The sequence below is a fragment of the Streptomyces sp. NPDC004658 genome (assembly GCF_040609555.1).
In the GTDB taxonomy this organism is placed as follows: domain Bacteria; phylum Actinomycetota; class Actinomycetes; order Streptomycetales; family Streptomycetaceae; genus Streptomyces.
On the sequence record NZ_JBEXKG010000201.1, the window covers coordinates 1 to 11,579 of the forward strand.

General features: G+C 73.8%; 13 protein-coding genes. 6 read left to right on the forward strand and 7 right to left on the reverse strand.

Translation table 11 applies throughout. The features are described 5' to 3' along the window. Positions 1–401: 401 nt before the first annotated feature. Positions 402–1,463, reverse strand: a complete 1,062-nt coding sequence (locus tag ABZV94_RS36650) for a lysylphosphatidylglycerol synthase transmembrane domain-containing protein (RefSeq protein ID WP_356348467.1) — start codon at positions 1,461–1,463, stop codon at positions 402–404. Positions 1,464–1,715: 252 nt separating this feature from the next. Between ABZV94_RS36650 and ABZV94_RS36655 the strand changes: the two genes are divergently transcribed. Beyond that, positions 1,716–2,360: a DedA family protein gene (locus ABZV94_RS36655; protein ID WP_356348469.1), complete on the forward strand. Its 645-nt coding sequence runs from the start codon at positions 1,716–1,718 to the stop codon at positions 2,358–2,360. A gap of 54 nt (positions 2,361–2,414) precedes the next feature. Here the strand turns inward: ABZV94_RS36655 and ABZV94_RS36660 are convergent, their stop codons facing one another. Then, positions 2,415–2,942 (reverse strand): gamma carbonic anhydrase family protein, encoded by a 528-nt coding sequence (locus tag ABZV94_RS36660; RefSeq protein WP_356348472.1) that lies wholly within the window; start codon positions 2,940–2,942, stop codon positions 2,415–2,417. Between the two features lie 109 nt (positions 2,943–3,051). Between ABZV94_RS36660 and ABZV94_RS36665 the strand changes: the two genes are divergently transcribed. Further along, the gene (locus tag ABZV94_RS36665; protein WP_356348474.1) at positions 3,052–3,816 is read left to right on the forward strand and encodes an acyltransferase; all 765 of its coding nucleotides are present in this window, start codon (positions 3,052–3,054) and stop codon (positions 3,814–3,816) included. A 234-nt stretch (positions 3,817–4,050) separates the two neighbouring features. On the opposite strand, the gene ABZV94_RS36670 is transcribed toward ABZV94_RS36665, so the two are convergent. Then, positions 4,051–4,908, reverse strand: coding sequence for a DMT family transporter (locus ABZV94_RS36670; RefSeq protein ID WP_356348476.1), 858 nt, complete (start codon positions 4,906–4,908; stop codon positions 4,051–4,053). Positions 4,909–5,017: 109 nt separating this feature from the next. Between ABZV94_RS36670 and ABZV94_RS36675 the strand changes: the two genes are divergently transcribed. Together ABZV94_RS36675 and ABZV94_RS36680 are read left to right on the forward strand one after the other, a co-directional pair. Further along, positions 5,018–5,590, forward strand: coding sequence for an XRE family transcriptional regulator (locus tag ABZV94_RS36675; RefSeq protein ID WP_356348479.1), 573 nt, complete (start codon positions 5,018–5,020; stop codon positions 5,588–5,590). Positions 5,591–5,622: 32 nt separating this feature from the next. Beyond that, entirely contained in the window at positions 5,623–6,180 is a 558-nt protein-coding gene (locus ABZV94_RS36680; protein ID WP_356348481.1) for a YbaK/EbsC family protein, read from the forward strand. Between the two features lie 29 nt (positions 6,181–6,209). Here the strand turns inward: ABZV94_RS36680 and ABZV94_RS36685 are convergent, their stop codons facing one another. Further along, positions 6,210–7,286: a cation diffusion facilitator family transporter gene (locus ABZV94_RS36685; protein WP_356348483.1), complete on the reverse strand. Its 1,077-nt coding sequence runs from the start codon at positions 7,284–7,286 to the stop codon at positions 6,210–6,212. 73 nt (positions 7,287–7,359) lie between these two features. On the opposite strand from ABZV94_RS36685, the gene ABZV94_RS36690 reads away from it, so the two are divergent. Further along, positions 7,360–7,713 carry a metalloregulator ArsR/SmtB family transcription factor gene (locus tag ABZV94_RS36690; RefSeq protein WP_356348485.1) on the forward strand — a complete coding sequence of 118 codons (354 nt, stop codon included), beginning with the start codon at positions 7,360–7,362 and terminating at the stop codon, positions 7,711–7,713. A gap of 5 nt (positions 7,714–7,718) precedes the next feature. On the opposite strand, the gene ABZV94_RS36695 is transcribed toward ABZV94_RS36690, so the two are convergent. The 3 genes from ABZV94_RS36695 to ABZV94_RS36705 form a co-directional block, all read right to left on the reverse strand. Continuing rightward, positions 7,719–8,444, reverse strand: a complete 726-nt coding sequence (locus tag ABZV94_RS36695; protein ID WP_356348495.1) for an FAD-dependent monooxygenase — start codon at positions 8,442–8,444, stop codon at positions 7,719–7,721. Positions 8,445–8,525: 81 nt separating this feature from the next. Next, positions 8,526–10,166 carry an APC family permease gene (locus ABZV94_RS36700; RefSeq protein WP_356348487.1) on the reverse strand — a complete coding sequence of 547 codons (1,641 nt, stop codon included), beginning with the start codon at positions 10,164–10,166 and terminating at the stop codon, positions 8,526–8,528. 201 nt (positions 10,167–10,367) lie between these two features. After that, entirely contained in the window at positions 10,368–10,775 is a 408-nt protein-coding gene (locus ABZV94_RS36705; RefSeq protein ID WP_356348490.1) for a CoA-binding protein, read from the reverse strand. Between the two features lie 142 nt (positions 10,776–10,917). On the opposite strand from ABZV94_RS36705, the gene ABZV94_RS36710 reads away from it, so the two are divergent. Next, positions 10,918–11,579: hypothetical protein (locus ABZV94_RS36710; RefSeq protein WP_356348493.1), on the forward strand; the 662-nt coding region annotated here is incomplete at its 3' end.

Genomic DNA, 11,579 nt, shown 5'->3' on the forward strand with positions numbered 1-11,579 from the left:
CGCGCGTCGCGCAGGTCCGTGCGGCCGAGTCGGAACCGCACCGCCCGGCCGGGGGAGCGGACGCGCCGGCCGAGGCGGGTGGCCTTCTCGCCCCGGTCGCCGGCGCGCTGACGCCGCCGGTCGCGGGCGCCGGTATCGGAAGGGCCGTGCCCGCGCCCGTACAAGCCGTGCTCGGCTGACAGGCGGACGGCGTTCCACCGACGGGGGCGCGGGGTCACTCCTCACCGAGTGGCCCCCTCCCGTACGTCCGGGAACGCACTCGGGCCGTCCCGTCCGTATCCCGCCGGCCCGGTACGAGCCACCGAGCCGGCGGCCCGCGGAACGCACGGAAGGCGGTCGGACCCCCACGAGCGCCCGGCCGGCACCGGAGCCGGGCGGTCGGCCGGGTGGGAACCCCCGGCTCACAGCACCTTCGCCCGGATCAACGCAGACAGCACCAGCGCCCCCGGCAACAGCGGCACCCAGTCGGAGAGCACCCGGTACCCGATCACGGTCGCCGTCGCCACCGCGGGTCCCGCGCCGAAGGTGACGAGCGTCCACACCAGCGCCGCGTCCACCGCCAGCCCGCCCGGCGCCGGCACCGCCCCGCCGGCCGTGCCCGCCGCCAGATGGGCGAGCACCACCTGCTCCCACGGCAGCCCCAGCCCGAGCGAGGCCCCGACACAGGCCAGCGTGCCCGCCTGCACCAGCGGCATCGCGAGCGCCCCGCCCCACAGGGCGAGCACCCGGCACGGCCGGGAGTGCACCGCGCGCACGTCGGCCAGGGCGGAGCGCAGCAGCCCGGTCACCGGCCGCCGTAACGGCCGTACGACCGTCAGCAGGACCCCCGCCACCGCCGCCGCCCCGCCCGCGACGGCGGCGAGCGGCACGAGCAGCCGCCCGTCCGGGACCATGTCCCCGAGGCGCCGCCAGGCCGGGGACACGGCCAGGAACACCAGCAGGACCAGCGTCTTCGCCGTGGACCTGGCCAGCGAGTACAGCCCGATCGACGCGGTCGCCCGCTCCAGCGGCACGCCACGGCGGCGCAGAAAGCGCAGGGTGACCGCGTGCGCACCGAGCCCGGCGGGGAGTGCGTGATTGGCGGCGCCGGCGGCGAACTGCGAGGCCAGCAGCAGCCCGGGCGGCAGCCGGTCGGGCAGGGCGCCCTGCCGGACGCAGGAGGCGGCCACCCAGGTCAGGCATGTGAAGCCCGCTCCGGCCAGCAGCCACCCCGGGTCGGCCGCGACCAGCCGCCGTACCCCCTCGTACACCACGGGCCGGTTGGCCACCGCCCAGCCGACGGCGAGCAGCACCGGAGCCAGGCACAGGGCCAGCCGCACCGGCCGGGCGGACAGGCGGGAGGCTGGCCGGGCCGTGGCCGGCGCCCCGGGGCAGGCACCTGCGACCGGCGGGGCCGGCACGACCAGCCCAGGGTGGGCGCCCGCGGCCGGCGGCAGCGAGCGGGACGGGGACAGTGAGGACACGGGGAGGTCGTCCTTCCGCGGCGGGCCCCACGGCGGGGGCCTGGGGGAGGCGGGCCGGGCGGAACCGCGGAGAGCCTTCCCCTCCCGCGTGACACCGGGATGGCCGGAAACGTAAGGGGCGACGGCGGGACGGTGCCGCCGACCGGGCGCGGGCAAGCGGCCGTTCACCGCCGACCAGGTAGCCTTCCCTTGGGGCGCGCTTTACATGCGGCGACCCCGCGGGCAAGGACAGCGACAGGGGAGGAACCGGCGGTGCACGTCCAGGAGTGGCTCGACTCGGTCCCGGCGGCTGCCGTCTACGCCGTGGTGGCTCTGGTCATCGGTCTGGAGAGCCTCGGCATCCCGCTGCCGGGGGAGATCATCCTGGTCTCCGCGGCGCTGATGTCCTCCCAGCACTCGGGTGTCAACCCGGTCGTCCTCGGTGCCTGCGCGACCGCGGGCGCGGTGATCGGCGACTCCATCGGCTACGCCATCGGCCGCAAGGGCGGACGCCCGCTGCTGGCCTGGCTCGGCAGGAAGTTCCCACGCCACTTCAGCGCGGGACACGTGGCCACCGCGGAGCGGTCCTTCGAGAAGTGGGGCATGTGGGCGGTCTTCTTCGGCCGCTTCGTCGCCCTGCTGCGCATCTTCGCCGGTCCCCTCGCGGGCGTCCTGCACATGCCGTACTGGAAGTTCCTGATCGCCAACGTCCTCGGCGGCATCTGCTGGGCCGGCGGTACCACAGCCGTCATCTACTACGTGGGCATCGTCGCCGAGGACTGGCTCAAGCGCTTCTCGTACGTGGGTCTGGCGGCGGCGGTCCTGATCGGCCTGGCCTCCATGCTGATCCTCAAGCGCAAGGCGAAGAAGGCCCAGCCGGAGCAGCGGGAAGCGGAGCCGGTGGGCGCCGGCGAGTGAAGCGCCCGGGAGAGCGCGGGGCCGTGCCGGCGTGCGGCTCCGCCGCGGACGCTCCTACCGGTGTACGTCCCTGTGCGCCTTGCCCAACTCGGCGTACAAGGTGCCGTTGAGGGTGACGCCCTGCCGCTCCTCCTCGGACAGGGGCCGCTTCACCTTCGCCGGCACGCCCGCCACCAGCGACCCGGCCGGCACCACCATCCCCTGCGGCACCAGCGCCTGAGCCGCGACCAGCGACCCCGCCCCGATCACCGCCCCGTTGAGCACGGTCGCCCCCATCCCGATGAGGCAGTCGTCCTCGACGGTCGCCCCGTGCACCACCGCGTTGTGCCCGACCGACACCCGCTCCCCGACGGTGACGGGAAACCCGGGGTCGGCGTGCAGGGTGACGTTGTCCTGGATGTTGGCCTGCGCGCCGACGGTGATCCTCTCGACGTCACCGCGCACCACGGCCCCGTACCAGACACTGGCCCCCGCGTGCAGGGTGACATCCCCGATCACGGACGCCGTGGGCGCGACGAACGCCTCCGGATCGACCCGCGGCTCCTTGCCCCCGATACCCACGATCAGCGCCTTGTGCGTCATCACCGTCTCCTCGTGTCAGCGGTACACGGCACCGTACGGCACCAGGTGGGGCAAAGATCACAGCAGCCCGCCCTCTGCGCCGGAAGCGACCGGTGAGTAACGTGACCCCGTGCCGAAGCGCAAGAACACGTTCTCATCCTGGCGACAGGGCCTCGCCCAGCGAGCCGTACACGCGGCCTGGTCCTGGATGCAGCGCAACGGGTCCGTCACGGCCGAGCGCCCCGCGGGCTTCCGCTTCGGCTCGATCGGCGAAGCCACCCGGCTGGCCTTCCCGCTCGGCACGGTCTTCGGCGAGCCCTGGATCCGGCTCGGCTCGCACTGCATCATCGGCGAGCAGGTCACCCTCACCGCCGGGCTGATGCCCGACCTGGACCTCGGCCCGGAGCCGATCCTGCGCATCGGCGACGGCGTCGTCCTCGGCCGCGGCAGCCACGTCATCGCGGACACCACCGTCACCATCGGCAGCGACTGCTACTTCGGCCCGTACGTCTACGTCACCTCCACCAACCACTCCTACGACGATCCGCACGAACCCATCGGCAGGCAGTGGCCGCGGATGGAGCCGGTCGAGATCGGCCCGGGCTGCTGGATCGGCACCGGCGCGGTGATCCTGCCGGGCGCCCGGATCGGCCGGAACGTGGTCGTGGCGGCCGGCGCGGTGGTGCGGGGTGTGGTGCCCGATCATGCGGTGGTGGCGGGGGCGCCTGCCAGGGTCGTGCGGCGTTGGACGCCTGAGGCGGGGTGGGAGCCGCCGTTGCGGACGCCCGCTCCGGTGCCGATTCCGGACGGGATGACGCCGGGGCAGTTGCGGGCGCTCGCGGATCTGGACGAGGACGCGGTGGCACGCCTGGCCGCGCTGGAGCCCGAGGGCTGACGCGGGCGGGCTCAGCCGGTGGCCGGCAGCTGGGTGCCGAGCAGGGCGAAGTCGGACCCGGCCGCCCGGACCGGCCGGCGCGGTGGTTGCGGGGTGCGGTGCCCGATCATGCGGTGGTGGCGGGGGCGCCCCGGACGGGATGACCGCGGGGCAGTTGCGGGCGCTCGCGGATCTGGACGCGGACGCGGTGGCACGCCTGGCCGCGCTGGAGCCCGAGGGCTGACGCGGGCCGGCTCAGCCGGTCGCCAGCAACAGGGTGCCGAGCAGGGCGAGGCCGGCCCCTGCCGCCTGGACCGGCCGCAGCCGCTCGCTGAGGAAGCCGCGCGCGGCGAGCGCGGTCACCACGGGGTACAGGGAGGCGAGCACGGCCGCGACGGTGACCGGGCCGCTGCGGGCGGCGACGGCGTACGTACCGTTGGCGGCCACGTCGGCGAGCCCCACGAAGGCCAGCGCGGGCAGGGAGGCCCACGGGAAGCCACCCTCCGGTACGGCGGTGCCGCCGCGCCGGACCGAGACGGCGAGCGCGGCCCCGCCCACCGCGACGTTCGTCAGCCGCTGCACGAACAGGGCCAGGAACAGGCCGGTGACGTCGGTCGAGGCCTCCGTGATGAGGGCGAACACCGTCCCGAAGCCGAGCGCGGCGACCAGGGTGAGCAGGATCGCGCGGCGCTGCACGGCCGCGCCGCCCCGCTGCGGGCCGCCGGCGAGGACGACCCCGGTGACGGCGACCGCGATGCCCGCGACCTGGAGCAGCCCCGGCCGCTCCCCGAGGGCGAGGCCCACGCCGAGGGGGACGGCGACACTGAGGGTGGCGAGGGGCGAGACCACGCCCATGGGGCCGAGGGCGAGCGCCTGGTAGAAGGAGAGCAGGGCCACCGGTCCGACCAGGCCCGCGGCGAACGCGAACCACAGCCGGGGTCCGGCCTCGCTCCAGCCGCCCGTCGCGAGCACGACCGCGCCCAGGACGGCCGCGGCGACGGCCTGCGAGACCACGACGACCGTCAGCGCCGGGGCCCGCCGGGTCAGCAGTCCGCCGCCGAAGTCGGCCAGCCCCCACAGCAGGCTGGTGGTGAGGGCGAAGAGTGCTGTCACGGCCGGCCTCGCAGTACAGTTCGATGAACGATCGGGTACACCTCACCGTAGTTCAATGAACTGAACTCCGCCATCAAGAATATTGACCTTCCCGGATATTGGACCCAACGTGTCGGACCTCGACCTGCTGACCCAGTCCCTGGCGCGCAACGTCAAGCGGTGGCGCACCGAACGCGGCTTCACCCTGGACGCGCTCGCCGCCCGCGCGGGGGTCAGCCGCGGCATGCTCATCCAGATCGAGCAGGCCCGGACGAACCCCAGCATCGGAACCGTCGTCAAGATCGGTGACGCGCTCGGCGTCAGCATCACCACGCTCCTCGACTACGAACAGGGCCCCACGGTCCGCATCGTCCCCGCGGAGCAGGCCGTACGCCTGTGGCACACCGAGGCCGGCAGCTACAACCGCCTGCTGGCGGGCACGGAGGCGCCCGGCCCGCTGGAGATGTGGGACTGGCGGCTCATGCCCGGCGAGCAGAGCCCGTCCGACCCGCATCCGGCGGGCACGGTGGAACTCGTCCACGTCACCGCCGGCGAACTGACCCTCACCGTCGACGGGGTGAAGCACCTGGTGCCGGCCGGGGCGAGCGCCACGTTCGAGGCCAGTACGCCGCACACGTACGGCAACGAGGGCGCGGAACCGATGGAGATGGTGATGGCCGTATCGGTGCCGCCGGTGCGCTGAACCGCGCCGAGAGGGGCTGCTAGCGTGCGGCCATGCGCGCACCGATCGGAGACTTCGACACCGTCGTCCCCGCCCCGCACTGCCTGGACGAACTGACCGCCCCCGTCGCCGACGCCGTACGCGACTGGCAGGGCGCCGTCCCGGCCGACCGGATCCTGTACGTCGACACCGAGCCGGAGTGGGCCGACACGGCCGTCTTCGTGGAGCACTACGGCCGGGAACTGCTGGAGCGGTCGGCGAACTGCGTGGTGGTCGCGGGCAAGCGGGCCGGCGAGACCACGCTCGCCGCCTGTGTGGTGCCCTCCACCACCCGCGTCGACGTCAACGGGACCGTCCGGCGCCAACTGGGCGCCCGCAAGGCATCCTTCGCCTCGATGGAGACGGCGACCGGCGAAACCGGCATGGAGTACGGCGGCATCACCCCCCTCGGCCTGCCCACCGGCTGGCCGGTCCTGCTGGACTCGGCCGTCGTCGACCTGCCCTACGTCCTCGTGGGCAGCGGCCGCCGCCGCGGCAAGCTCCTGGTCCCCGGCAAGGCCCTGGCCGAGCTGCCCGGCGCGGTGGTACTGGACGACCTGGGCGTCGCCTGAGCCCCCACCCGGTGCCGCGCCGGCACGGCTCACCCTGCCGTGTGGTGGGCCAGTGTCAGGTGTGGGTCCGCCTCCCCCGGGGCCGGGGCCGGGTCGGCGTGGACGAGGGCGGCCGTCAGGCGGGGCACCGCGTGCAGCAGGGCGTGCTCGGTCTCGACGGCGATCGCGTGGGCCTGGCGCAGCGTCGCCTCGCCGTCCACCACCACCGACACCTCGGCCCGCAGACGGTGCCCGATCCAGCGCAGGCGCAGCTCGCCCACCTCACGCACCCCCGGTACCCGGCGTACCGCGCGCTCGGCCCGGTCCACCAGTGCCGGGTCCACGGCGTCCAGCACCCGCCGGAACACCTCCCGCGCCGCGTCCCGCAGCACCAGCACGATCGCGACAGTGATCGCCAGCCCCACGAGCGGGTCGGCCAGGTGCCACCCCAGCGCCGACCCGCCGGCGCCCACCAGCACGGCCAGCGAGGTGAAGCCGTCGGTACGCGCGTGCAGCCCGTCGGCGACGAGCGCGGCCGAGCCGATCTCCCGGCCCACCCGGATCCGGTACCGGGCCACCCACTCGTTGCCGGCGAAGCCGAGCAGCGCGGCCAGCGCGACCGCCGGCACCTGGGTGACCGGGCGCGGATCGAGCAGCCGGCCGACGGCCGCCCACGCGGCGAACGCCGCCGAAGCGGCGATCGTCAGCACGATCACCAGGCCCGCCAGATCCTCGGCACGGCCGTACCCGTAGGTGAACCGGCGGGTGGCCGCCCGGCGGCCCAGCACGAAGGCGATGCCGAGGGGGACGGCGGTCAGCGCGTCGGCCGCGTTGTGCACCGTGTCCCCGAGCAGCGCCACCGACCCGGACACGGCCACCACGACCGCCTGGGCCAGCGCGGTCGTCCCCAGTACGGCCAGCGACACCCACAGCGCGCGCACGCCGCGCGCCGAGGACTCCAGCGCCGGATCCACTTTCCCGGCGGTGTCGTGGGAGTGCGGGGTGAGCAGGTGGGCCAGCCGATGGCGCAGGCCGGGGGAGCCGTGCGCGTGCCCGTGCGGGCCGTGCGCGTGCCCGTGCGGGCCGTGCCCGTGTGAGCCGTGGTCATGAGGGTGCCGGTCGCTCACGTCGATCCCCTTCCGGTGGGCGGCGGTGGACGCACGGCGCCCACGGAGCCATTATGTGCGTATGAGCGCACGCATGCACCTATCACCTGCGCACCATGCGCACGAGCGCAGCCCGGGCGAGGAACAGTTCGCGCTCGCCGCCGAACTCCTCGCCCTGCTCGGCGACCGCACCCGGCTGGCCCTGCTGCACACGCTGGCGGCAGGCGAGGCCGACGTGGGCACGCTGACCGAGGCGTGCGGCGCCGCCCGGCCGGCCGTCAGCCAGCACCTGGCCCGGCTGCGGCTGGCCGGAGTGGTGGACACCCGCAAGGAGGGCCGCCGGGTGATCTACTCACTGCGCCACGGACACCTGCGGCGCCTGGTCGAGGAGGCCCTCAGGACGGCCGACCACCGCCTCGCCGAACGAGGCGGCGGCGCGGGGCGCTGACCGGCTCAGAACGCGTCGGCCGTCCCGAGGTACTGCTCGGCGAAGGCCGCCGCCGCGACCGGCGAGGTGAACAGCCGGCGCAGCCGGGCCAGGGTGGTACCGGCCCGGTAGGGGTCGCCCCAGGAGGTGCCGTGGTAGATCCCGGACAGCCACTCCGAGAACTCCTGGTAGTCCCACACCCGCCGCAGACACGCGTCCGAGCAGCCCTCCAGCCCGGTGGCGTCCCCCCGGGTCAGCCGGGCGACGAGGGCGTCACCGAGCAGGAACGCGTCGTGCAGGGCCAGGTTCAGCCCCTTCGTGGCGATCGGCGCGACGAGGTGCGCGGCGTCCCCGGCCAGGAACAGCCGGCCGAACACCATGGGTTCCACCACGTAGTTGTGCAGCGGCTGTGGGTAGACCCAGTGGTGATGTCCCGTCAGCTCCGTGCAGGCGAAGCGGTGGCCACGGCCGTCGAAGCGGAACTCGCACTCGGTGTGCCGCTCGGCCCGCTTCGACAGGTTGCCGGCCAGGCCGCGTTGTTCGAGCCCGCGTACGGCCCACTCCTCGATCACGCCGGCGCGCGGCCGCTGTTCGATGAACGCTCTGCTCTCGGTCTCCAGGACCAGGCAGTCGACACCGGCGGCGCGCAGGACGGCGCCGACGGTCACTCCGGCGGGTCCGGCGCCCACGACGACGACCGGACAGTGTGAGAGGGGAAGGGACTCGGGGTGGGGGAAAGGGGCGTCACGCAGGGCATTATGACGGTGTCCCGTCAACAGGCCTGTCGACGGGACACCGCAGGTGCTGCGGGCGCGGTCAGCGCGCGGACGTGGTCAGTGCGCCGGCGCCTCCGTCACCACGACCTCGTCGATGCTGCGCTCGATCGCCTCGGGCCGCGACGCGGTGGCCCTGGCCCAGTAGTAGACGGCCACGGAGAAGGCCGCCACGATCAGCATGTCCCACCACAGGCCGATGGTGCCCCGGCCGCCGCCGAAGCCGCCCAGCCAGGAGATCAGGCCCATGCCCACCAGGTATCCGGGCAGCCACTGCGCGGCCCGGAAGTCCAGGCGCGGCGCGTCCGGCAGGCCCTTGCGGATCGCGTACCAGGCGTACGAGCCGAGCAGCACGTAACCGAGCAGGATCGCGAAGCCCAGGCGCCAGAGCGTGCCCCAGCCGGCCCAGTAGATGATGAGGTCGGCGACCACGAAGGACAGCGGGGAGATGATCTTGCCGCCGGGCAGCCGGTAGGGGCGCTCGCGGTGCGGCAGCCGGTCGGCGAACACGCCGTAGGCCAGCGGCGCGCCCGCGTACATCAGCACGCTCGCCGAGGTGATGAACCCGACCAGCGTCTGCCAGCTCGGGAACGGCAGGAAGCAGATCACACCGGTGACGAACGAGACGATCAGACCGAACCACGGCACACCGCGCTTGTCGGTCTTGGTGAACAGCTTCGGCGCGTAGCCGTTCTTCGCCAGGCCGTAGGACACCCGGGAGGTGGCGGTCGTGTAGATGAGGCCGGTGCCGCCGGGCGAGATCACCGCGTCGATGTACAGCACCACGCTCAGCCAGCCCAGGCCGACCAGGGTGGCGAGGCCCGCCCAGGGACCGCTGATGCCCGGGAAGTCCAGGTGGGCCCAGCCGTGCGCGAAGGACCGGTGCGGCAGCGCGGCGATGAAGACGATCTGGAGCAGGATGTAGATGGCGGCGCCGATCGCGACCGAACCGAGGGTCGCGCGCGGCAGGTCCCGCTGCGGGTTGCGGCTCTCGCCGGCCAGCTGGATCGCCTGCTCGAAGCCCAGCAGGGCGAAGATGATGCCGCTGTCGCTGATGGCGCTGAGCACGCCCTTGGCGCCGAACGGCGCGAAGCCCTCGGAGGTGAAGTTGCCGGGGTGGAAGTTGCCGATCGCGATGATGAAGATCGCCGCGAGCGGGACGGCGATCTTCCACCAGGTGGCGGCGCTGTTCGTGTGCGCGAGGGCGCGGACGCCGAAGAAGTTGACGCCGACGAAGACCGCCATGAGGACCACGGCCACGGCGAGGCCGCTGGGGGTCAGGGTGCCGTCGTGGTGCTGGAGGCCGTCGGCCCACTGCCAGTGCTTGGCGTAGCCGATCATGGCCTCGACCTCGATCGGGGCCACCGTCGCCGCCTGCAGCCAGGAGAACCAGCCGAAGGACATGCCGGCCAGGCCGCCGAACGCGTAGTGCGGATAGCGGGCCGTGCCGCCCGCCACCGGGAACATGCCGCCGAGTTCGGCGTGCACCAGGGCGAGCAGCACGATCGCCACCGTGCCGATCAGCCACGAGATGATCGCCGCGGGGCCCGCCGCGACGACCGCCTTCTCGGCGCCGAAGAGCCAGCCGGATCCGATGATGGAGCCCACCGAGGCCCACATCAGACCGATGAGCCCGACGTCCCGGCGCAGACCGCCGGTATCCGTCGCGGCTACCGGCACAGCGTGGTCGACTTTCGGCATGTCAAGTGGCCTCTCAGATCGTTGACACAGGATTGACGAGCAAGGAGGCCACAGATTAGGGACGCTTTCCGCGCCGACAGAAGACCGATAACCAAGTTTTGACCCGGGATCTCCGGTGTCTTGGTCAAGGCTTCACACAGGTCAGCGCGGTATCGGAATGTCAATATTCAGTGCCGAATTGTGAGAAGAAAGTGAGACAGGCTAGCTCAGGCGGGGAATTTCGATCGCCGGGCACCGGTCCATCACCATCTCCAGACCCGCCGCCCGGGTCCGCTCGTAGGCGGCCTCGTCGACGACCCCCAGCTGGAACCACACCGCCCGCGCGCCCTTCGCCACCGCCTCGTCCGCCACCGCTCCGGCCAGGTCGCTGTTCACGAAGACGTCCACCACGTCCACGTCGAAGGGGATGTCCGCGAGGGAGGCGTAACCCTGCTCGCCGTGCACGGTCTCGGCCTTGGGGTGCACCGGCACGATCCGCTTGCCGTACCGCTGGAGCACCCGCGCCACCCCGTAGGCGGGACGGTTCTGGTTCGAGGACAGGCCGACCACCGCCCAGGTGTCGCCCAGCTCGGTCAGGATCCTGCGGATCGTCGCCTCGTCGCCGTACATCGGCCGCCTCCTCGGGCTGCGGGGAACTGTGCGTCGGAGCAACATCGCCGCGGCGGGTGTGGATTCCCGCCGTACCCCGCCACGCTGTCCGGAATCGGTGCAAGCCGCTGCATACGGCCGCCCGTCCGCCTACGCTCGCCCCGTGCTGCGCATCCTCGACGCCCGAACCGGTGAGCCCGTCCCCGCCGCGCCCGCCCGCCGCGGCCTGACCCGCATCGAGACCCACGCCTCCGGCCTCGACCCGACGGCCCTGCGGGTGCTGCTCACCGCCGACCTGCTGGTACGGGCGCTGGAACTGGGCGGCACCCCGGTCTGGACGATCCTCACGGCCCCCCGCGACAAGCCGGAACTCCGCACCGCGGCCACCCGCCTCGCCATCCGCCCCTTCGAGGACGACCGCGACCTCGCGTCCGGACTGGGCGAGGCCCAGGTGATCCACGTCGCCCGGTGGCCGGCGACGGGTGGGTCCGGTGCGGCGCCGGGGGAGCGGGATGAGATTCCGGCGGAGGACGCGGCGCCGGGCGAGCCGGCGCCCGCCCGGGCATCGGAGCAGAGGGGCGAAGGCCCGTCGGCGGCCGTGGCGCGGGGCGAGCGGGCCGAGGGTCCGGCGGCCGGGGCGCCTGGCGGACCGGCCGCTCGGCCGACGCCGCCCGTGGCACCCGAGGAGCCAGAGGACGAGGCGCCGGCTGCCGTGGCACGCGGGCAGCGGGGCGAGACTCCGACGACGCCGGCCGTGACACCGGGGGAGCGGACCGGGAGACCGGGGGCGGCCGCGAGACCGCAGGCGCGGGCCGCCGGGGCGAC

What these genes read in the sequence shown, in the direction of transcription:
- ABZV94_RS36690 (WP_356348485.1), top strand. Translation starts at nt 7,360, where the DNA reads ATGCACCTATCACCTGCGCACCATGCGCACGAGCGCAGCCCGGGCGAG.
- ABZV94_RS36705 (WP_356348490.1), bottom strand. Translation starts at nt 10,775, where the DNA reads ATGTACGGCGACGAGGCGACGATCCGCAGGATCCTGACCGAGCTGGGC.
- ABZV94_RS36680 (WP_356348481.1), top strand. Translation starts at nt 5,623, where the DNA reads ATGCGCGCACCGATCGGAGACTTCGACACCGTCGTCCCCGCCCCGCAC.
- ABZV94_RS36700 (WP_356348487.1), bottom strand. Translation starts at nt 10,166, where the DNA reads ATGCCGAAAGTCGACCACGCTGTGCCGGTAGCCGCGACGGATACCGGC.
- ABZV94_RS36660 (WP_356348472.1), bottom strand. Translation starts at nt 2,942, where the DNA reads ATGACGCACAAGGCGCTGATCGTGGGTATCGGGGGCAAGGAGCCGCGG.